Annotated in this window: 20 protein-coding genes; 11 read left to right on the top strand and 9 right to left on the bottom strand. The window is 45.1% G+C overall.

Annotation, left to right across the window (positions count from 1 at the left end):
• Positions 1–68: 68 nt before the first annotated feature.
• From tnpB to FT643_RS20205, 9 genes are all read right to left on the bottom strand, one after another.
• Positions 69–287, bottom strand: coding sequence for an IS66 family insertion sequence element accessory protein TnpB (gene tnpB, locus FT643_RS20165; protein WP_156873225.1), 219 nt, complete (start codon positions 285–287; stop codon positions 69–71).
• Positions 287–580, bottom strand: a complete 294-nt coding sequence (gene tnpA, locus FT643_RS20170) for an IS66 family insertion sequence element accessory protein TnpA (protein ID WP_156873226.1) — start codon at positions 578–580, stop codon at positions 287–289. The genes tnpB and tnpA overlap by 1 nt, the downstream gene beginning before the upstream one ends.
• A gap of 13 nt (positions 581–593) precedes the next feature.
• Complete coding sequence (locus FT643_RS20175; RefSeq protein WP_156873227.1) at positions 594–896, bottom strand: hypothetical protein; 303 nt, start codon at positions 894–896, stop codon at positions 594–596.
• On the bottom strand, positions 897–1,319 hold the full coding sequence (locus FT643_RS20180) for a secondary thiamine-phosphate synthase enzyme YjbQ (RefSeq protein WP_156873288.1): 423 nt from the start codon (positions 1,317–1,319) through the stop codon (positions 897–899).
• A gap of 4 nt (positions 1,320–1,323) precedes the next feature.
• A complete protein-coding gene (locus FT643_RS20185) occupies positions 1,324–1,692 on the bottom strand; it encodes a hypothetical protein (RefSeq protein WP_156873228.1) in 369 nt (122 codons plus the stop codon).
• Between the two features lies 1 nt (position 1,693).
• Complete coding sequence (locus tag FT643_RS20190; RefSeq protein ID WP_156873229.1) at positions 1,694–2,212, bottom strand: hypothetical protein; 519 nt, start codon at positions 2,210–2,212, stop codon at positions 1,694–1,696.
• A gap of 90 nt (positions 2,213–2,302) precedes the next feature.
• The gene (locus tag FT643_RS20195; protein ID WP_156873230.1) at positions 2,303–3,670 is read right to left on the bottom strand and encodes a hypothetical protein; all 1,368 of its coding nucleotides are present in this window, start codon (positions 3,668–3,670) and stop codon (positions 2,303–2,305) included.
• Positions 3,671–3,672: 2 nt separating this feature from the next.
• Positions 3,673–5,517, bottom strand: coding sequence for a site-specific integrase (locus FT643_RS20200; protein ID WP_156873231.1), 1,845 nt, complete (start codon positions 5,515–5,517; stop codon positions 3,673–3,675).
• Positions 5,504–7,039: a tyrosine-type recombinase/integrase gene (locus FT643_RS20205; RefSeq protein ID WP_156873232.1), complete on the bottom strand. Its 1,536-nt coding sequence runs from the start codon at positions 7,037–7,039 to the stop codon at positions 5,504–5,506. Before FT643_RS20205 ends, FT643_RS20200 begins: the two co-directional genes overlap by 14 nt.
• 40 nt (positions 7,040–7,079) lie before the next feature.
• Between FT643_RS20205 and FT643_RS20210 the strand changes: the two genes are divergently transcribed.
• The 11 genes from FT643_RS20210 (at position 7,080) to FT643_RS20260 (ending at position 21,442) form a co-directional block, all read left to right on the top strand.
• The gene (locus FT643_RS20210) at positions 7,080–7,667 is read left to right on the top strand and encodes a restriction endonuclease subunit S domain-containing protein (protein WP_156873233.1); all 588 of its coding nucleotides are present in this window, start codon (positions 7,080–7,082) and stop codon (positions 7,665–7,667) included.
• 72 nt (positions 7,668–7,739) lie between these two features.
• Positions 7,740–9,278 (top strand): type I restriction-modification system subunit M, encoded by a 1,539-nt coding sequence (locus tag FT643_RS20215; protein ID WP_156873234.1) that lies wholly within the window; start codon positions 7,740–7,742, stop codon positions 9,276–9,278.
• Entirely contained in the window at positions 9,268–10,500 is a 1,233-nt protein-coding gene (locus FT643_RS20220; protein ID WP_156873235.1) for a restriction endonuclease subunit S, read from the top strand. The genes FT643_RS20215 and FT643_RS20220 overlap by 11 nt, the downstream gene beginning before the upstream one ends.
• Complete coding sequence (locus FT643_RS20225; RefSeq protein ID WP_156873236.1) at positions 10,500–11,795, top strand: AAA family ATPase; 1,296 nt, start codon at positions 10,500–10,502, stop codon at positions 11,793–11,795. Before FT643_RS20220 ends, FT643_RS20225 begins: the two co-directional genes overlap by 1 nt.
• Complete coding sequence (locus FT643_RS20230) at positions 11,792–12,274, top strand: hypothetical protein (RefSeq protein ID WP_156873237.1); 483 nt, start codon at positions 11,792–11,794, stop codon at positions 12,272–12,274. The genes FT643_RS20225 and FT643_RS20230 overlap by 4 nt, the downstream gene beginning before the upstream one ends.
• Positions 12,275–12,317: 43 nt before the next feature.
• Positions 12,318–15,647: a type I restriction endonuclease subunit R gene (locus tag FT643_RS20235; protein ID WP_156873238.1), complete on the top strand. Its 3,330-nt coding sequence runs from the start codon at positions 12,318–12,320 to the stop codon at positions 15,645–15,647.
• 14 nt (positions 15,648–15,661) lie between these two features.
• Positions 15,662–16,414, top strand: coding sequence for a M48 family metallopeptidase (locus FT643_RS20240; protein WP_156873239.1), 753 nt, complete (start codon positions 15,662–15,664; stop codon positions 16,412–16,414).
• 7 nt (positions 16,415–16,421) lie between these two features.
• Entirely contained in the window at positions 16,422–18,026 is a 1,605-nt protein-coding gene (locus FT643_RS20245) for an SAVED domain-containing protein (RefSeq protein WP_156873240.1), read from the top strand.
• Positions 18,027–18,037: 11 nt separating this feature from the next.
• Complete coding sequence (locus FT643_RS20250) at positions 18,038–19,300, top strand: nucleotidyltransferase domain-containing protein (protein ID WP_156873241.1); 1,263 nt, start codon at positions 18,038–18,040, stop codon at positions 19,298–19,300.
• Position 19,301: 1 nt separating this feature from the next.
• Positions 19,302–20,960, top strand: a complete 1,659-nt coding sequence (locus FT643_RS20255; protein ID WP_198043750.1) for a HesA/MoeB/ThiF family protein — start codon at positions 19,302–19,304, stop codon at positions 20,958–20,960.
• Positions 20,957–21,442 carry a Mov34/MPN/PAD-1 family protein gene (locus tag FT643_RS20260; protein WP_156873242.1) on the top strand — a complete coding sequence of 162 codons (486 nt, stop codon included), beginning with the start codon at positions 20,957–20,959 and terminating at the stop codon, positions 21,440–21,442. Before FT643_RS20255 ends, FT643_RS20260 begins: the two co-directional genes overlap by 4 nt.
• Positions 21,443–21,459 lie beyond the last annotated feature (17 nt).

A 21,459-nucleotide genomic window follows, 5' to 3' on the forward strand; every position in this document is an offset into this window, starting at 1 on the left:
GTGGTGTTATCAGAAGATAAGCGCCGGTGGAAATTGCCGCCAGGCATGTTGACCATTGTTAAGGATATCTAAGTAAGATAGTTCGTTGAGTTGGCAACTACGTGGTGGAATGACCGGTTACCCTTAAGATGGGTTTTACGTCGATTGATAAACACAAACAGTTGGCCACTGGCCGGATCATCCTGGAGCTGAGATACCACCAGCGCACTGAGGCCATCAAAGGATTTGCGCATGTCCACCGGCTGGGTATACAACCAAATCCTGACGTTGGGTTCGGGCAGAAACATCAGGGCTGACTCAGTAACAACTCGACGCCATTGCCCAGTTTGAGCGTGACCCTCCAGGGGCGGTCTGGCGCATCGGGCCAAGTATTTAATTCAACAAAGCCCGGCTCAGGCAAAGCCGAAGTGGGCTGTGAATCGTCGGACGCCAGAATGCGCTGTCGCCACTTGCAAAAACTGGCGTAAGGTAATGTCTGCTCCCGACAGAATTGCGCTCCGGACAGGCCGGACTGCTGGTATTGATCGATGAGCGTTTCCCAGATGGCGGCGGATCGTCGAATGTATTTTTGGGTTGGCATTGATATGACTCCATCAGTGATCAGATGGAGTTAGCCTATCGCGCGATATTGGGTAAGTGAAGAACGGTGCAAAATGAGCGGTTACGTATGTTCCATTGCCAATATCGACCGTTTTTGCAAAAGCTCCCACTTTCTCTGGGTTAAATACATCAACGACCATTCTTATATTCGAAGCTACGCCTTGATAATTTTCAGATTTCAAGACTGACAGCACCTCTTTTATGTGCTCATCAAGACTGCCAATTAATGGTTCAAAGTCCTCATAGCTATATCCAGGCCCACCGATATAAATTATTGGATTCCCTTTCTTGCTCACTTAAACCTCTCCTTGAATCGTGACGACCAACGACCGAGGCCCGCCATGATTTCGGTGCTCACACAAGTAGATTCCCTGCCAAGTTCCCATGTTCAGACGCCCTTCGGTTACAGGAACGGTCACACTACTCCCAAGTAGACTGGACTTAATGTGGCTGGGTAAATCATCGCTTCCTTCATATATATGCTTGTAATAGGGCTCATCCTCTGGGACTGCACGATTAAAAAAGCTCTCAAAATCTTGACGAACAGTTGGGTCAGCATTTTCATTAATCGTAAGTGATGCTGAGGTATGCTGTATGAAAATATGTGCAATACCCACCGACACTTGAGATAGCTCGGGTAATTTCCTAAGTATTTCATCCGTGATTAAATGAAAACCACGCTTCTTGGGTGATAACTGTATTTCACGTTGAATCCACATAGTTTCAGTCTCTAATAGGTACAACATTCTTTAAACGCCTGAGTTCTTTTTCCAACTGGGCTAGCTTCTCAATCAGCATCAATTCACGATTCAGCGCTTGGTGATATAGCTCTTTATAATTCTGCTTTTCCGCTTTAGCTCTTCTCAACAATTCTTTCGGTTGTACAGAGTTTGAGGCTGTTTCGATATTCGCAGACTCAATAGCAGCAATTAAATCATCAAAACTTTTTCTAGATTTTTTAATAGATCCCCTTCTGCGGCCAGCTTCTAGGGCTACCGTATCTTTATTGATTGGAGATCCAGCGGGAAGTCTAACTGTGCAACCTAATTTCAGCCGATTCAAAGCATCCCAATAGTCCTGAATTCCAGCCAATTTAACCACCTTTATTGTCAACTTTGCATTTGTATCTTCTTAATATATTCAGTTCATCGCTCTCGATTCTTGAAGCCATACTGTCCGGACTAATAGCTTCAAGCTCTTCTACGAATGCAACCTGACGGTCAATAACTTTATTCAACCGGCTAATTTTAATGATAGAACGGTCACAGTTTGTACACGCCGCAAAAGATCTAACAGCTCTTTCTTTACAAGGCCCTACTTTCGTGCACGCGCCCAAAGGAGTCTCTTTATATGCTATAAGTCCATCCTTGAACTGTTTAACAATTTCGGATCTTTCCAGCGGTAGCAGCAATGAACTATGACTTTTACCATCTAGAAATTTGTCAACGTAATTACCATGGCTTCCATATATTTTTTCGTTTGAATTATAAACACAATCGATATAAGCAATGGCATCAGCCTCCGGCTTTATACTTCTAATGATTCCGGCAATATGTTCACTAGCGCTATATTCTTCGGAGATAGAGGACGAGTTGCAATAATATACTGTCATCTCTCGACCTATATGTTTGAACTGCCGCTTTAACGAAGGCAAAGACACAAGACCAGACTGAGAAACATAATACGCAAGCGATCGCCTAAATTAGTGAGTTGAGAATCGCCATCTTGCATCTAACGCGAATTTTTCTTCTTCGCCCCAAGCACGAAACGGATCGATTTTATCTAAAAACTTTACATCATCATAAGAGATTGAAAATTTATCCAAATCTATTAATTCAAATACTTCCATAACCTTATTTGTAAATGAATTAACATTTACATTTATCCCGTCATACCCAATGCTGCTGCAAATCGGCAGGTACGCCAAGGAAATAAATAAAGGAGTCTCTTTTTCTTTTAAGCCAATTTCCTTTCCTGCTATAAGAGCTAAAGATTTTGCAACTTCGTAGGCCTTTTTTATATCTTTAGATGTAATCCAGGACACTGACTTACTTTGACCAACAAGCTTTCTGGTTACACCATGCAGCTTATATATTTTCTTACCATTAACAAGCGACTCTTTCAGGCTATCGACCTTAAGACTTAGCATCTCACTTCTACGCTTCCCACTATATATCAACAATATAAGCGCACAACCATGCTGTATTTTACTCAGAAACGAGCGACACGCTGGGATATTATCTACTTCATAAGTATCTAATAGATTACTTAATCCATACAATTCAATGGCCTTATCAAAATGAGGTTCAAAGTTTCCGGCTGAAAGGCCTTTCTGTCTCTGATATGCCTTGCACCTTCCTAGGTTTTCATTTTCCAATATTGCAATCAAAAACTCTTTTATCCGATCTATATCGTCATGCACATACCCAACAATTTCCTCAAGCGAGTCTATCAATTCAGACAATATTCTCGGAGGTATAACAGGAAACTGTAGCGAGCTTTTATCTATACGGAACCTGAATTTATCAAGTATATTATTGCATTTCTCATTTAGGAGATATCCTGTCAGATTAGAAGGAAGGCAATACAGTTTTCTGAAAACTGAAATAAACCTATCAACTATGTATCGATGCTTTCTACTAAAAATGTACTCTCTCAAGATATGTTGTTGAGCAAACACATCTCTGAAACCAACACTGCTACCACTACAGAAACTGTCTAAATCTCGAACTAGTTTCATATAGCCCACAAGAGTATTCGCACTTAAAACGCTAGCTCTCCCAGAATCAGAGAAGTACATTAAAATAAATATAACCCACTTCGCATCCAGCCTATTCTCTTTAGATACATTAGCGAACATCAACCTCCCCTGAGACCCAGTTAATCCATACGGCCGAAGATCCCAGGTATCGTTCTTGAAAGTAGATATGGCATCACCAGACTTATTCCTTGAAATAACAAAATCAAAATCTGGAAATACAAAGCTCTTTCCTTCCTGAACAAATGCATCAGGTCGACTACACTCACCATCAGCTATTTCAGAATAATAATTCGCACTAAATATTTTCATAATCAATAGAGGACTTCCATCTCATCAATTATTGACAGCTTTTTCTCCCAATAGGGATCAAGATTATAACCTTGAAGAACAAGACTTTTGACTTTCTGAAGCTCCCTGCCAAAAACTTTTCCAGACTGCTCAATAGCCTCGGAAATATATTTTATTCTAGACATAAGAGCTAAATATTCTTCCTCATTGTCATTCCCAAAAAGAAACCTTGTTTCACTAAGAACATATTGATAACTCAATATCTTTCCATAATCTTCAAGATCAGCATTAACTCTATATCTTTCGCAGAAAAGACACCCTTCCCCTGCTTTACAGTCAGGTTGATATATTGGCTTTGATCCAGATATTAGTTTTGGAGAACCATATTCTAGGCATCGACCCACATTCGTATTCGCTAGCTTTTCACACTCAGCAGAAACCACTTCTCGTTTGTATTTATTAAGAAACTCATTCAACTCTTCTTCAGCGTCTTTCTCTGAACCTTCCGAATAGTGTTTCAAAACACTATCAATGGAATTCTGCAGCAGCATAGAAGTTGTTTCTAAATCACTATTTCGAAGTAGCCAGTCGTTCTTATTAGCCCTCCAAGATCTAGTTGTAATCTTGCCGCTAAAATTAAAACAATTCTCCAACCTGCGATGAAAGTCGGTCGACAAATTCATTTTTACCGGAATCAAATCTCCATATTTCAAGCAAAAAAACAGCCTTTCAAATCCATCAGATCCAGCGAACTCAAGCAAATAATTCCTTAGATCGAGATACCTCCTAAACAGCCGCATAAACTTCTTAGATATTAAAAAACTGGTCACCTTGCCATTGGCACGATATTTAATTGACTTAAATCCCTGAACTTCATCTTCAACATCATATTGATCCGACCATCGCAACTCACATATCTGACCCAACCCCATTCCCGTACTAGCTGAAAACAGCATAATGAATGATTGGGCTGCCAATGTAGCAGCGAATATCCTGCGATTATGAAATCGACCACTATTAGCTTTATTGATGTTATTTAATGCAACGTTTCTATTAGATTTCCTTCCTGGATAGTCGTTTTTAATACGACCGTTAATATAGTCGTAAGCTTGAAATCTGTTTTTCAAAGCAGCTTTAATATGAATATTTGAAGGCCCAGCTATTGGTACCGATGTAGGAAAAAACCAAAAGTAATCACTACCTACTTCAATTTTATATGGAAACCTAATGAAGTTTAAAACCATGTCAGAAAGACTTTCAAAAACATCCATATAAACTCGTAGCAACCGACTTACCAAATCTTCATCGGGCTTTTCCGTAACATTAACCGCAATTGATGACTTTCTTATATTTTTCATATCATCGTATAGGTCAATATCTATATCGCTATACATATATCGACCGATCTCAACAAGCGTTCTCTGCCTTGAAGAGGCGGTGTTTACGTTTATTCTGCTTGCGCGAACATCGTCCCAGAGCAACCTGGTGTATTCTGATAGTGATCTAGTGAATAGGCTTTTATTCGAAAGATCATCACTCTTTTGACTATCTAACCATAAAATGAATTTGTTTATCTCATTTAAGCGTTGAGATAGTGTCGTCTCGCGAACACCCATACTGAATTTATGATGTATAAATTCCAAAACTGCTATAACTAACGGCATCCTTGACTCAGAAAAGCTCTCAGGATCTACCAGTACAACTTGTTTTCTCTTTCTGTAGCACCAAGCTCCGACGTCTACGGGGCTAACATATAGCTCCAAATAAACCTGAATAGTAGACGGATCCATCAATGCCACCTTTCCGCTAGAATCGAATGGCAAACTCTCAACACGGAAACTGGATGTTTTCCTTTCAATCCAGCTCACAACACCCCTCAACCGCCTTCAGTAGAGACTCCAAGTGATCTTCGTATCCGTATTGCAGATGAGCAGCCAATTTATAATTCTTCTGATAATTCAGATATCGTTCCGTTGTAGCCAAATTCGTGTGCCCCATGCGTTGCCGTATATACATTAGTAAGCGGAAAAAATTCGGCTGGTTCTGTGCAGAAATATCATCTAATGGATGGCCAACCAATCGATCCTCCAGTAAATTCATACCAAAAGTAGCCCTGAGATCATGAAACCGGAATTCGAAATCGTGCCCCTGCCGGTACAACTCTGGCTTTAGTTGTTGCCTGATAAACTGTGTAACCGCATTTCCCCTTGGTGGGCTACGGTATAAAAAAGTGAAAGGGTCATTATCTGCCATGTAATATGGCTGACCTGCGCGAGTTAGGAATAGGTATTGCTCCCCGCTTTCAGGATATACATGCTTAGAGGAAGATATGCGCCGCTGGCAGCGTTCAGAATTAAGGTACACCTGTACCCGGCGATACAGAAACAGTGGAACCAGCAACACCATCTGTTTGGCATACTTGGTACTGACAAGTGTGCCGCCGCCAACCTTTATGCGATGCGATACGGCCCCTTGATAAGGTTCGCCCAAAAAGTTCTGCCGACGAAGCGTAAATACAGTTTGCAACCTAGCGCCTGTTGCCAAGGCAAAAAAGAAAGCCAAGATCATCTCGGTATTACCGATTGCATTTAGCGCCGCAACCAACGCCATTTGCTCATCTCTAGGTAAGGGCCGTAACTTACCGCCATCATCAATGTATTCACTGTAGTCATTGGTCGATTTTACTACTCGGAAGGAACGCGTCAGATCTGTGCTTTTTACCGACTTACTGCGTTGAAAACCTCTCGCATCTTTAAACTTCAGTGCTTCATCATTCTCAAGCCACAAGGGTAACTCAAATTTGACCCCATCGCCTTCAATCCATCGATAAAAGTTTTGCAAGCTACTCATCCGACGCTTCGCAGTTTGGGCCTTAAGTTTTCCAAAACGGATCTCATCATGAAGGTAGGCGCAATACCTATATGTAGGACGAGCTCTTGGTCTAGAGGAAATTGTCAAAAAGTCTATTTCCTCTTCCAGCAACCACTGCCTGAAGTGCGCAAGATCGCTCGCAATCGACTCAAGAGTCCTGTGCTTGGCTGGCACAATAGCATTCAGCCTGCTCAGTAAATAGCGATTGGCCTCCACCCAGGGTGAGCCATCAGGGTCAACAATCACCGGATAGTGATAAAACACATCATGTGCCACGTCCTGTGCCGAATGCCGATAGTAGTCACAACCTTTGGCTGCAACACGGCATACATGACCACCCACAGGCTCAATTGTGGACGGCTCGTAACATTCCAGCTTGCGGATCACCTCGATCCTTACACGAAAATTTGACTTCATAGGTAATGATGCAACCATCCTCTGCAACAAAAAGCCCTTGAGCAACTTTCTTTGCATCAAAGGCGATGAAACAACTTTAGCTTGACATTTGGCTAGGATCAACCGATTATTTCTGCATCATTGGCTATGAATAGATGAAGACATGAAGCTCAAACAGGTCGCAACCATCAATGCAGGCTATCCATTTAGGGGGAAAATCCCTGATGTGGCAGGCTCTGCTGTGGTCGCGGTTCAGATGAAGGATGTTTCGCTAACCGAAGGGATTCGTTGGTCAAGCTGCCTGGAAACAGAGCTAACCGGCAAACGTGAACCCGACTACCTCGCCACCGGCGATATTTTAGTGGCCGCCCGAGGCAGCCATAACTACGCCGTACAGGTGGATCAGGCGCTGACCTCTACTGGCAAGCAGGCCGTTGCTGCGCCGCACTTTTTTGTGGTCAGCCTGAAGAAGAAAGACATTCTGCCCGAGTTTATGGTGTGGTTACTGAATCAGGCACCGGCTCAACGTTATTTTGAACAGAATGCCGAAGGCACCTTAACAAAAAGCATTCGCCGCAGTGTGTTGGAAGATGCCCCAGTCGTTGTTCCGCCCCTTGCCAAACAGCGAGCAATCATTGCGATGGCCAACACTTTAGGTGAAGAGCAAAGGCTGATACAGAGGCTAGTAAACAACGGTGAGCGAATGATGGGCGCTATCGCCAACGACTTGTACCAGGCACATGGCCACTAAACAGCCAGCATAACGAATTTAAGACTTGAACCGGGCCAGCCATTGATTGGCCCCACTAAAAGGAAGCAATGGATGAACGATAAAATCAATCAAGACAGCATCAACAAAGCGCTGTGGAACGCCTGCGACACCTTCCGTGGCACCATCAGCGCAGACACCTACAAAGACTTCATTCTGACTATGCTGTTTCTCAAGTACATTTCGGATGTATGGCAAGACCACTACGACGGCTACAAAGCTGAATACGGCGACGAGCCGGAACTCATCGAAGAGATGATGAAAAACGAGCGCTTTGTACTGCCCAAAGCTGCCAATTTCTACGCCCTGTACGAACCCCGTCACGAACCCGGTAACGGTGAGCGCATCGACCAGGCGCTGCACGCCATCGAAGAAGCCAACGGCACCAAACTCAAAGACGCCGGAAAAAGCGTGTTCCAGGACATCAGCTTCAACACCGACAAACTGGGTGAAGAAAAGCAAAAGAACACTATTCTGCGTCACCTGCTGGAAGACTTTGCCAAGCCAGAGCTAAACCTTAAACCGAGCCGCGTCGGTACGCTGGATGTGATCGGTAACGCCTACGAATACCTGATCAAAAACTTCGCCGCCAGCGGTGGCCAGAAAGCCGGTGAATTTTATACCCCACCAGAAGTCAGTGACCTGATCGCTGAACTGTTAGACCCGCAACCAGGTGACAGCATCTGCGATCCGGCTTGTGGTTCCGCCTCACTGTTAATGAAGTGTGGTAGCAAAGTTCGAAAAAATCACGACAGTAAAAACTACGCCCTGTATGGGCAAGAAGCCATTGGCTCCACCTGGTCGCTGGCCAAAATGAACATGTTCCTGCACAGTGAAGACAACCATAAAATTGAATGGGGCGACACCATCCGCAACCCCAAGCTGCTCGATAAAAACGGCGACCTGATGCTGTTCGATATCGTGACCGCCAACCCGCCATTCAGTCTGGATAAATGGGGGCATGACGAAGCCGAACACGACAAGTTCAGCCGCTTCCGCCGCGGCATCCCCCCAAAAACCAAAGGCGACTACGCCTTTATTCTGCACATGATCGAAACCCTCAAACCTGCTTCTCAAGGTAAACCCGGGGGGCGCATGGGCGTGGTAGTGCCACATGGCGTGCTATTCCGGGGTTCCAGCGAAGGCAAAATTCGCCAGCAACTGATTGACGAAAACCTGCTCGATGCCGTGATTGGCCTTCCAGAGAAGCTGTTTTACGGCACCGGCATTCCCGCAGCGATTCTTATTTTCAACAAGGATAAATCCGACGAGTCGGTAATGTTTATTGATGCGTCTCGTGAATTTAAAGCCGGTAAGAACCAGAACCTGCTGACTGAAGAGAATATCGCCAAAGTGGTTGAGACGTATCGTGCAGGCAATGACGTCGATAAATACGCCTACGTTGCCAGCCTCGAAGAGATCAAAGAGAACGATTACAACCTGAACATCCCGCGCTACGTCGATACCTTTGAAGAAGATGAAGAAATCGACTTGATGGCAGTACGTGCAGAGCGTGAGCAACTGAAAGCGCAATTGACCGAGCTGGAAACCGAGATGGCCAAGTATCTTGAGGAGCTTGGTTATGGTGCCTAATGGGTGGAAATTAAGCACTATTGAAGAAATAGCCAACGTTTCTTCTGGTGGGACTCCTAGTAGGAAAAATGACACATATTGGAATGGCAATATACCTTGGGTAACAACTGCTGAGGTTCAATTTAAGGTTATAAAAGATACTTCTGAAAAGATAACCGAAGAGGGTCTTGCAAACTCGTCTGCTAAGCTATTTCCGGTGGATACGATCCTTATGGCCATGTACGGACAAGGAAAAACGAGAGGGCAAGTTGCCAAGTTAGGCATTGAGGCTTCGACCAATCAGGCGTGTGCAGCGATAGTGTTGCACCCTGATTATGAAGTTGATTACTACTATCAATTTCTCGTTAGTCAATATGAAAATATTCGAGAAATGGCAAATAGTGGAGGCCAAGAAAACTTGAGTGGTGGAATCGTAAAGTCCATTCAAGTTCCTGTTCCGCCGCTCCCCGAACAAAAGAAAATCGCCCAAATCCTATCTGCTTGGGATAAGACCATTACCACCACCGAACAACTACTCGCCAACAGCCAGCAGCAGAAAAAAGCTCTGATGCAACAACTGCTCACCGGCAAAAAACGCTTGCTGGATAAGAATGGGGTTAGGTTTAGTGGAGAGTGGCGCGAAGTTTCATTGTCAGACATCTGCCAAATTAACCCTAGGAAATCACCTGCACCCAAAGATGGGAAAGTATCCTTTATTGCAATGGAATCTGTATCGGAAGATGCAAAGCTACTTTCGTCCTCGGTTCGCGAGTATGACGATGTGAGTAAAGGCTTTACGTCGTTTGCCGATGGTGACGTGCTTGTGGCAAAAATCACACCCTGCTTTGAGAATGGCAAAGGAGCGTATATCGAGCAAATGCGAAACGGTATTGGATTTGGCAGTACCGAGTTTCATGTACTGAGATCAGGAGCTAAATCTGACTCAAAATATCTTTATTACCTGACAAACATCTCAGAGTTTCGAGTTCGAGGCGAAGCAAATATGCAAGGTTCAGCAGGCCAAAAACGAGTTACAACAGATTACCTGAAGTCATTGAAAGTAACAGTACCAGAAGAACTGTCTGAACAGAAAAAAATCGCTTCGATTCTATCCACCGCCGACCAAGAAATCACTGCCCTGAAGCAACAACTAGATACCTTAAAGCAAGAGAAAAAAGCCCTGATGCAGCAGTTGTTGACGGGTAAACGAAGAGTAAAAGTTGATGATAAGGAGGTTGCATAATGCTAACCCAGATACACATTCAAAACTTCAAGAGCTATCAAGATCAGGTTTTACACTTATCACCGCTGACGCTGATGATTGGGGCAAATGCTTCTGGTAAAAGTAATGCGCTGGAAGCTTTCCGCTTTTTAGCTTGGCTGGCACAAGGCCAGAAATTATCTGTATTGAAACACAGAGTTGATGATTCTGAGCAGATCCTTCGTGGCCAAGTGAGGGACTTAGGGCATTTGAGCGCAACCGCGTTTTCTTTGGGTTGCACAACGGATGGCGCCAACTGGAATCACTTTGAGGTTGAAGTGTCGTTACGTGACGATGAGTTACATATTTCGCAAGAAACCATCACCTCGCCAAAAGAAAATTTCCCTTTATATAAAATTGAACAAAAATCATCTGGCTTAGGCACTGATGTAAGAGTTGCTTATAACAACTTCGCACGAGGTGGGAAAAAACCCCAGGTAAGCTGCACAGACCAAATTGCTATTCTGAATCAACTTGCGTCTTCAGCTATGTTTGAGGCTGGCCATAAGAAAGCGCAGCAAGAAATTCCAAAAACTACCGAAAAGTTTCAAAACCTACTATCAAATACCCTATTTCTTGACCCTGTGCCTTCACTAATGCGTGGTGACAGCTACCCTGAAAAACGCTTACGTGGTGATTGTGCGAATCTTTCAGGCGTGCTTTTCACCTTGTGGAAAGACGAAGCACTGAAGCCCGTCATTATCGACTTCATTAAAAGCCTTCCTGAGCAGGACGTTAAGGATATCAACTTTTTTGAAGATCGCCGGGGCCAGGTTTCGTTGGAGTTGGTGGAAAGCTTTGGCAATAAAGACAGAAAGTGGTCAGTAGAGCTTCTATCCGACGGCACCCTAAGAGTTTTGGCTATTGCTGCAGCCTTGCTCTCCGCGCCTGAAGGATCAACGGTAGTGATTGAAGAAGTTGATAATGGTGTGCATCCTTCAAGGGCAAAACAGCTGCTAGCAACCATGAGGCAGCAAGCTGATGCGAGAAATGTTCGTTTGCTTCTATCAACACACAATCCAGCCCTAATGGATGCCCTGCCAGATTCATCACTTGGAGATGTGGTGTTTTGCTACCGCAGCAAAACCACTGGTGACAGCCAGCTTATCAGGCTTTCCGATCTAAACGATTACCCTGGTTTAGTTTCTCAAGGTCCGCTAGGTGAATTAGTCACTAACGGCGTTGTAGATCGTTTTGTGAAGTCTCCGATGACGCCTCAGCAGAAGAAACAAAATGCCATGGATTGGTTGAGCCAAATGCAGGGAGATGATGAATGAGTTCGATTTGCATCATAGATACGTCAGTTTTCCTGAATCTACTAAACGTTCCCGGCAAAAATCAGGATAAGGATACAGTTACTGCATCTTTCGTAGAGTATGCAGAACTTGGTGCGACCTTCATTTTACCCATGGCCACAATTATTGAGACTGGTAATCACATTGCCCAGAACGGTGACGGTGGAACAAGACGTAAAACTGCTCAGCGTTTTTGCAAAGCTGTAAAAGGTGCTTTTAGTGGTGATGCCCCCTATCAACCAAGTGAATTTCCAAATTCCGCTGAGGTGTTAACTTGGATAGATAAATTTCCAGATCAAGCAGGAGCGAACAAGTCTCCACAAAAAACCGGTGAAGGTACTAGCTTTGGCGATTTAAGCATTATTGAAGAATTCAATAAATGCGTTAGTCGATTCTCAACGCGAGAGGTCTTTGTTTGGTCTTTAGACAGTGATTTAAGCAGCTACCACCAACAACGCTAATTAGGCTGCACCTCGGGTACCAGGGGTTGAAGAGAGATAACGAATGACACAATACACACCCAAATTTCAGGAAGAATACAGTGCCAAGTTACCGGCGCTGACGTTGTTGACCAACCTCGGGTGGTCGTTTCTCTCTCCTGAGCATGCGTTAGCCGCCCGTGGTGGCAAGGCCGATGAAGTGGTTTTACGCCAAGTACTCCGCAGTGAGCTTCAAAAGCGCACTTTCACCTTTGCCGGTAAGAGCTATCCGCTGTCTGAAAAAGCTATTGATAACTTGATTGCTGAGGTATGTAGCCCTGCACTTAACGAAGGCCTTTTAACGGCCAATGAGCGCCTGTACAACCACTTGCTGTATGGCATCTCTGTCACTGAGTTTGTGGATGGTAAAAAGGCCAACCCGACGGTTGCGCTAATTGACTGGCAGAACCCAGCTAATAACAGTTTTGTATTTACCGAAGAATTTACCGTTACCCGCTCTGGTGGCGTCGGCTCTTCATTTCAAGACAAGCGCAGACCCGATATTGTCTGCTTTGTAAACGGTATTCCCTTAGTGGTCATTGAGGCCAAGCGCCCGGATGGCAAGGCCCGATCTGGAAAAGGGGGAGGCCCCACCATTGACGAAGGCATTTCGCAAAGCCTGCGTAACCAGCGCCATGATGAAATCCCGTTACTGTTCGCCTATAGCCAGATGCTGCTTTCCATAAACGGCAACGAAGGAAGATATGGCACCTGCGGTACGCCCGCAAAATTTTGGGCTGCCTGGCGTGAAGAAGACATCACCGATGCCGAGATGTACGCCATCAAAAACAAAACGCTCAAAGACGAACAGCTGGCAGCTTTATTCAGCCACCGCCCGGCAAAAGACCTGGATTGGTACCAGAGCCTGACCGCTGCGGGGGAGCTTGCTGTGACTGGTCAGGATCAATTACTGATCAGCCTGTTAAGCCCTGCTCGGCTGCTGGAGATGACCCTTTACTTCACCTTGTTCGATAAAAAGGCAGGCAAGATTGTCGCCCGTTATCAGCAGGTGTTTGGCATTAAACGGCTAATTGAACGCATCAATACCCGCAGCAGCATCGGTGGCCGTGAAGGTGGTGTGATTTGGCACACCACGGGTTCTGGTAAGTCATTTACTATGGTGTTTTTAAGTAAGGCGCTGATCCTCCACGAAAGCCTAAAACAATGCCGTATCGTGGTGGTCACCGACCGGGTAGATCTGGAAACACAGCTCAGTAAAACCTTCGCCTCCGGCGGCGAGTTGGCCGGTAAAAAGGACAAAGAAGCGGCAATGGCCACTTCCGGTAAGAGACTGGCTGAACAGATTGGTAAAGGCACGGAGCGAATTATCTTCTCACTGATCCAGAAGTTTAATACCGCTACCAAAATGCCTGAGTGTATCAACACCAGCTCTGACATCATTGTGCTGATTGACGAAGGCCATCGCAGCCAGGGTGGAGAAAACCATATCCGCATGAAGCAGGCGCTGCCCAATGCTGCCTTTGTCGCTTTCACCGGCACGCCATTGTTAAAAGATGATAAAACGACCAATAAATTTGGCCCCATTGTGCACGCATACACTATGCAGCGCGCCGTGGAAGACCAAACGGTGACGCCGTTGCTGTATGAAGAGCGCATCCCCGACCTGGATGTGAATGAGCGCGCCATCGACAGTTGGTTTGAGCGTATTACCGAAGGGCTTTCAGACGAGCAAAAGGCCGACCTGAAGCGCAAGTTTGCTAAAAAAGGCCAAGTATACGGTGCGGATGATCGCATTCGTTTGATTGCCCTGGATATTGCCAACCATTTCGTAAAGAACATCGACGAAGGCTTAAAAGGCCAATTAGCCTGCGACAGCAAAGCCTCTGCGATCAAGTACAAAAAGTACCTGGACGAAGCAGGCTTACTTGAATCTGCCGTAGTAATGAGCCCACCTGATAGCCGTGAAGGCAACACTGCTGTGGATGAAGCCACAACACCGGAAGTCACCCAGTGGTGGAAAGACAATGTTGGCAGCCAGGATGAGCAGGCATACACCAAACATCTGGTCGAACGCTTCGACCAAGACGATTCACTGAAGATACTGATCGTGGTCGATAAACTACTCACCGGCTTTGATGAACCGAAAAACGCAGTGCTGTACATCGATAAGCCGCTGAAAGAGCACAACCTGATCCAGGCGATTGCACGGGTAAACCGACTGCATCCGAAGAAGAAATTTGGCTTGCTCATCGACTATCGCGGCATTCTGGCCGAACTGGATACCACCATTCAGAAATATCAGGATCTGGCCTCCCGAACTCAGGGCGGTTACGACATTAATGATATTGCTGGCCTCTACAGCCAGATGAGTACCGAGTACAAGCGCCTGCCACAGCTCTATAAGCAGTTGTGGGCCATATTCGATGGTGTGAAAAACAAGAACGACATCGAGCAGTTGCGTCAGGTGTTGGTACCCAAGATTGAAGAGCAAAAGCCTTTAGCGCCGGGAGAGAGCGGCGAGCTGGTTGACGTGCATCTAAAGGTGCGTGAAGACTTCTACGAAGCCCTAACGGCCTTCGCCAGCTGCCTGAAGGTAGCGCTGCAATCCGCCACTTTCTTTGAAGATAAGAGCTTTAGCGACCAGGATCGCCGCCACTACAAAGAAACCGTGAAGCAATTCTCCAGCCTGCGCCAACTGGTGCAACAAGATGCCGGTGAGAGGATTGACTACGACGAATACGCAGAACAAGTTAAAAAGCTGCTAGACAAGCATGTGGTGGGTGTCGAGGTTAAAGAACCCGGTGGTGTGTATGAAGTGGGCAAGATGGGGCAAAAGCAACAGCCGGAAGACTGGAGCGAAGAGAAGACTCGTAATGAAACTGACATTATCAAAACCCGCGTAACCCGCATGATTGAACAAGAGCTACGGGATGACCCTTACGCTCAGGAAGCGTTTTCCAAGCTGCTGCGCCAAGCCATTGAAGAGGCCGAAAAACTATTCGACCACCCACTGAAACAGTACATGCTGTTCCGTGAATTTGAAGAGCAAGTACTAGAGAGACGCTTGAACGACATACCTGATGCGTTTGCCGGTAATCGCCATGCCCAGGCCTACTTTGGTGTGTTCAAGAAAGTGCTGCCTGAAGCCTTAGCTGTGTTTGATCAGCAGGTTCAGGATAAGTGGGTCAAGGTTGCCTTTGAAATTGACCAGGCGGTAGAAACCTCTGTCGCGGAAAACTCCATCAATCCACAGAACATCGAAGCCGACATTCGTAAAAAGTTACTGCCACGCATGTTCCAGGAATGCAAAGCCATTGGTGGCGGAATGGATCAGGCCAAGAAGATTGTTGAGATGATTGTTCAGATCACTCGGGTCGGGTTGAACGGTGCTTGAACGGGTATAACCAGATGAATGTGCCGATTAAATCTCAAAGTCAGACCATGAGCTTTTGCTACGGCGACGAGCAGATTACGTTTGAGCGAGTCAAGCGCCCGCAAGCCACAGGCAAGGTATTAATCAAGGTTCATCCCGATTGTCGGGTAGTCGCATCGGCTCCTGTGGGGGCTGAGAGCGAAGCCGTGTTATCTGCTGTTAAAAAGCGTGGCCGTTGGATATACGAACAGCTTCGGGATTTCCGCAAACAGCTTGAATTCACCACCCCTCGGCAATACATCAGTGGTGAGAGCCATTACTACCTTGGGAAACAGTACCTGCTGAAAGTGATTGAAGCGCCTGATCAGGTTCAAGGCGTGAAACTGCTACGTGGCAAACTGGAGGTATCAGTACGAGCGAAGTCCACCGAAAAGGTGAAAGAGCCGTTAACAGATTGGTACAAATCGAGGGCCAAAGAAACCTTCGCCAAGCGCCTCGATGCGATGCTGGAACAAGCCCTTTGGGTAGAGGAGCGACCACCGCTGCGCATACTGACCATGCAAACTCAATGGGGCAGCTGCTCACCCAATGGCCGAATCACCCTGAACCCTCACCTGGTTAAAGCGCCTCGTGAGTGCATTGATTACGTGATTTTGCACGAGCTTTGCCACATAGCGGAGCATAACCACAGTGAGCGGTTTTATCGGCTAATGGGCCAGGTAATGCCAAAGTGGGTAAAGACGAAAGAACGGCTGGATGGGATGGCTTCAGTCTATATTGAATGGTGATCAGTGAATGAAAAATGGAATACAGATGCAAAACAGACTGAAAGAATCTGAAGTTAAGTCGTCAGGTTTATCTGATGCAGAGTTGGCAGCTTGGCTTTCTTTGCGCCACTCGACAGGTAAAACCGTAGTTTATGCTTATGCTAAACATGTCTTCAAGGTTTATGAGCAAAGTGCAGAGCCGTCCCAGTTAGTGGTGGGCGATTTAGGAACGGAGTCTGTACCTGTTCTAAAGACGCTTTCTAAGAAGAATATGCTTAAACGGATAGAGCTTCCTTGTGAGGTGTTAGTAGAAAGTACGACCTCAAGATCTGACTGGATGTTGCTAGACGCGAAGGTCAAAGATATCACTGAGCTAAAGAAAGCAAGGGATGAACTATTTGGCCAAGGCCGAGGAAAGGCGATCTCGCCCCTTACTTCTGCTAAGGTATGGCATGATGCGGGAGGAAGGTGTATGTACCGTGGATGTGGCCAGGATCTTGGAGCCACTCCCTTAACAACGAAAACTGCAAGGATTGCCTATTTGGCTCACATCATAGCTTCCGATCCCGATGGCCCAAGAGGGAATGAGAACTCTCATGCACTATCAGATGTCCCAGAAAACATAATGCTAATGTGTGATGGTCATCATAGGCTCATAGATAGGATAGATGTAATTGGTCATCCAGCATCTGATTTACAACTGATGCGTGATGAACATGCTGCAAAAGTTAGCTTTTTACTGGATAGTTTGAAGTATCCCACTATACAACTTATAACTCTGCTGGCCGATTTAGCTCAAGTGCCAACAAATGTATCTAAATCAGAACTTTGCAACTCAGCACTGAGCCGAAAACTTGGTCCACTTCCAGAAATCAAACACATGATCCGAAGAACCCAGCGAGACGATCGAAGTCGCCCAGGCTTTTGGGGACATTTTCTTCACGAGCATGAGTCAGATGTGCGAGAGCTGATTAGTTTCACAAGCAATAGACCTTCTCAGACATCATTGACGGCACCTGATGCTCTGGGAATCTTCCCACTCCATTTGGTTCCCGTACTAGTTCTTGCAGGAAGGATTATCGGTGAAGCCAGAAATGTAGAGATTTTCCAGTATGATCGGAATTTAAAAACATGGAGCTGGCCAGAACACAATCTGACTCCGGACTCAAAATTTGACATTTCTTATGAAATCGAAAGCCATAATAATGGTGAAGAAACAATCCTTTCTTTCGAACTGACGGCAGAGCTCGACATCAACGCCTTGCCTGAAGAATTGGCGCAAGCCGTCCAAGAAAAGAAAATTGGCTGGGTTAGAATAACCAACGCCACCCCATCCCCCAACTGCATTAATTCAAAAGAACGACTAGAAAATTTTTCAAGCTTAGCCCGACAAGCTATAAAAATGATTCAAGATTCTTGGCGATCAAAGATGGTACATGTATTTGGGGTTTCCCCAGCAAGTGCGATTTTTAAGTTTGGGCAAATGTTACAAGCGGGAAATCATTCAGTATGTAGAGTCTACGATAGACCTGATGGATCTAAGCCATTCACGCCTGCTCTGGATATAACTGGAAATGATGTCTTATCAGTTAGTTCCGAAGGCGAACATCAACATCAAATCAGTCTCAGATAAAGGAGATTAACGTGACAGAAACCCACTATTCATACCTCGTAAATGAGGCGATCATTAGACGGAACGAACAAGCCCAAAAAACATTAATAAAGTCTCTTTCCGTCGAAAACTTTCAGGATTCGAGTCATCAACTGGAAGCGCTAGCTGAAGACATTCAATTAGTTAACGATCATATAAAAGTCGATGAAAGTGTCTTTGAAGACGCCTCCTCTGATTATGAAGACATGGCAAGAAAACTGGTTGAAAAGCTGAATTGGCCTAGCGAGTCAATACGTATAATCCCACAGGGGTCGGCAAGTACCAAAACTCTGATTAGATCACCAGACAATTCAAAGTTCGACATCGACGCTGTGTGTTCTGTTGATCTGTCCATGATTGAAACTAGTGAACCAATGGACTTTTACGAAAAAGTGGGAGCTGCTCTTGAAGAATGGGATCCCGAGCCAAAAAAACGATGCTGGAAAGTCGATTTTCAAGGACGCAGATACTACATCGAATTTACCCCTTCGACTCCGCTCGATAAGGTTCCTCAATCAACCTCCAGCCGTATCACTTTTTCTCCTAGCAATCGCTATAGAAACAAAGCTTTAGCTGTTGTAGATACTCCTTCAAGAAAATGGAAAACATCAAATCCTGAAGGTTTCTCTAGTTGGGTATCAGATCAATCGTCTAGACCTTTACTAAGATGGTTGCTAGAGAAGTCAATGCACGACAGCTATAGCGCAGAGAGTGTCACTCCTGTTCCTGAACAAGAAGTTGAGATTTCTGACACATTGCGAGTGGCAATACGGCTTTTGAAGCGACACAGGGACATGGCCGTTAGACGAAATTACATAGAACCTGATTTAAAGCCTATATCGATAATCATCGTCACTCTATTAACGCAATGTTACGAAGGGTTGGCAGATAAAGGCGCAGTTTATACACACCCAATAGAGCTTCTAATCGATCTAGTTGAGCTAATGCCATATATGATTGAACGGAGAGAAAATGAGTATTGGATTGCAAACCCAACAGTAGAAGGTGAGAACTTTGCTGAAAAGTGGAATGAAAAACCTAGATTAAAGCAGTCATTTGATATTTGGACCAAACTACTTTTAGAGGATCTCAATGAGATCATGGCAGCTACTGATCAAGACTCCAGGAGGCAGACAATAAAAGAGGTCTTCGGATGCACCGCTGCTCAGAGCCCAACTCCACCAAATGGTAGTGGTTTGGCACCGAGAAAACCAAGTCAGCCTCACAAGGCTCCGCCAACGAAAGGATTAGCTTAAATTGGCGGATGAGTTTAATAAATTTCTTAGGGAGCATGAGTGCCTATTGGATGAAATAACGTCTTCCAATGGCGCTCGGCGCTTTCCTCTTCTTATAAACGATCTACCAGCAGGAAGAACCATTGACACGGCATGGATAGATATCCCACTTGGTTTTTCTGATAGAGACCTAGCTACGATTTCTCTTCCCAAAAAATATATTCTTAAGATTCCCCACGTTGAGTCTGATGGCCACCTGTGTATAGATGGAGACCCTGGCCCATTAAGTGGAAGTTCTCCCCAAGCACGTATTGAACAGCTCATTGATCTGTTTTATTCATCGTTTCTAGAGCCGTGGTCACATGGGGAATTGGATAACCATTTTTTCAACGAAGCAATGAATTACTGGGCAATACACTGTTCAAGGTGTTGCACCAAAGCCCAGCCGATAGCAAAAGCATTCACTACCAATCCAGAGCCTTACGCATCAAAGATTTACAAGTCCACTTTTATAGAGAATCGACGAATTGTGATCGCAGGTGATGACTCAAGCATTAGAGGCCGTTACGCCAGCTCACTAAGTAATGGAAATACTATCTCAAGCGTTTTGCTTGCTGAGATACCTATCACATTTCCGTTCGTTCCAGACAGTTGGCCGAAGAATTTAAAAGATATTAAGCGACTAATCAAAGTTAAACTAGGGGTCAATGATGCTGATAATTTTTTTAAATCTGGAGGGCGTAGAGGCAGAAGCATTCACAAAGTTGTTATTTTTAGAGCGCCTGGCTGCGCTTTTGGCTACCTTTTGCCTGGAGGTCCTCCTTCGAAGATAAAACAGGGAAATTCCATAAAATCATTCCCTAGCAGTAGCCTTATTCCTCTCAAAGTTGAAAGATTAGATGTGAGTTGGACTACAGGCAGAGACCAACATCCTGAATATGCGGACAGACAGTTAAAGCACGTGTTAATTATCGGTGCCGGTGCTTTAGGCAGCCCAGTTGCCGAGCAGCTGGCAAAATCGGGAATCGGTAAGCTGACGTTGATAGATGATGATACTTTGACTTCTGCCAATATTGGGCGGCACACTTTAGGAGCAGATTCAATTGGTCTTTCTAAAGTATATCGATTGGCCGAGAGTATTTCGATACGTTGGCCAAGTTGCAATGCCATCGGATTTTCTATGTCTATTCAGCTATGGTTAAAATCCAATACTTTGGAAGATGTTGATATGATCATGGACCTCACCGGGGAGCCCGACGTACGGCTTTGTATCGACCTAGAGCGAAGAAAGCATAAAGTTGACCTCCTCATTGCATGGATGGAACCTTTCGTTGCTTCTGCTCATGCATGCCTGTTGCCGGTAGATAACTATTGGGTAACAAACAACATCGATAGGCTACAGAGCTTGAATGCTGTTGACTGGCCTGATGGAGTAATGCTGAATGAGCCAGCATGCAGCAGCAGCTTTCAAAATTATACGTCTACTGCGGCTACGCACGCAGTTGCCCTGACAGCAGAGGCAGCACTGGACCTTTTAGATAAAAAGATAGATAGCCCCATCGCCAGGCATTGGATAAGAGGGAAAAAATATCTTGATAAATGCTATTCAGGGCTCCGATTTAAGGAATGGGCTGAAAAGGCCTCTGAGTTTGATGGTTTGATGATCGAGAATGACCTATGAGTGAACGTAGTTTCAGGCTACCTGGTGACAGAGGGATTATACAGTTCAGCACAGAGGTTTTAACTCACATGTATAGCCATGCTCAGACTAATTTTTGGAAAACAGAGGCGGGAGGACAACTTTTTAGTGATACGCCAGAAAGTGTCACTGTTTATATCGATATAGCCACTGGACCTTACCCATCAGACAGACGATCACGATACGGGTTTCATCCCGATTTAAATATTGCTAACAGAGACCGTAAAGACAATTTTTTACGTGGATATCATGCTGTGGGACTATGGCATACTCACCCCGAGAGCACACCATCACCATCAGGAACGGACAGGCAAACAGCATGCGAATATTTGCGCTCGTTTAATGGGGAAATGGACGGTTTTTTACTAGTTATAATTGGAAATCGTGGAACGCCGTTGAATCTCTGCGTGTGGTTAGCCTCTATTGATTCAAGTAAACCCTGGATCAAGCTTGATGAAATTTAGAATCGCACCTATAAATT

Origin of the sequence: Ketobacter sp. MCCC 1A13808 (assembly GCF_009746715.1) — a bacterium.
Taxonomy (GTDB): Bacteria; Pseudomonadota; Gammaproteobacteria; order Pseudomonadales; family Ketobacteraceae; genus Ketobacter.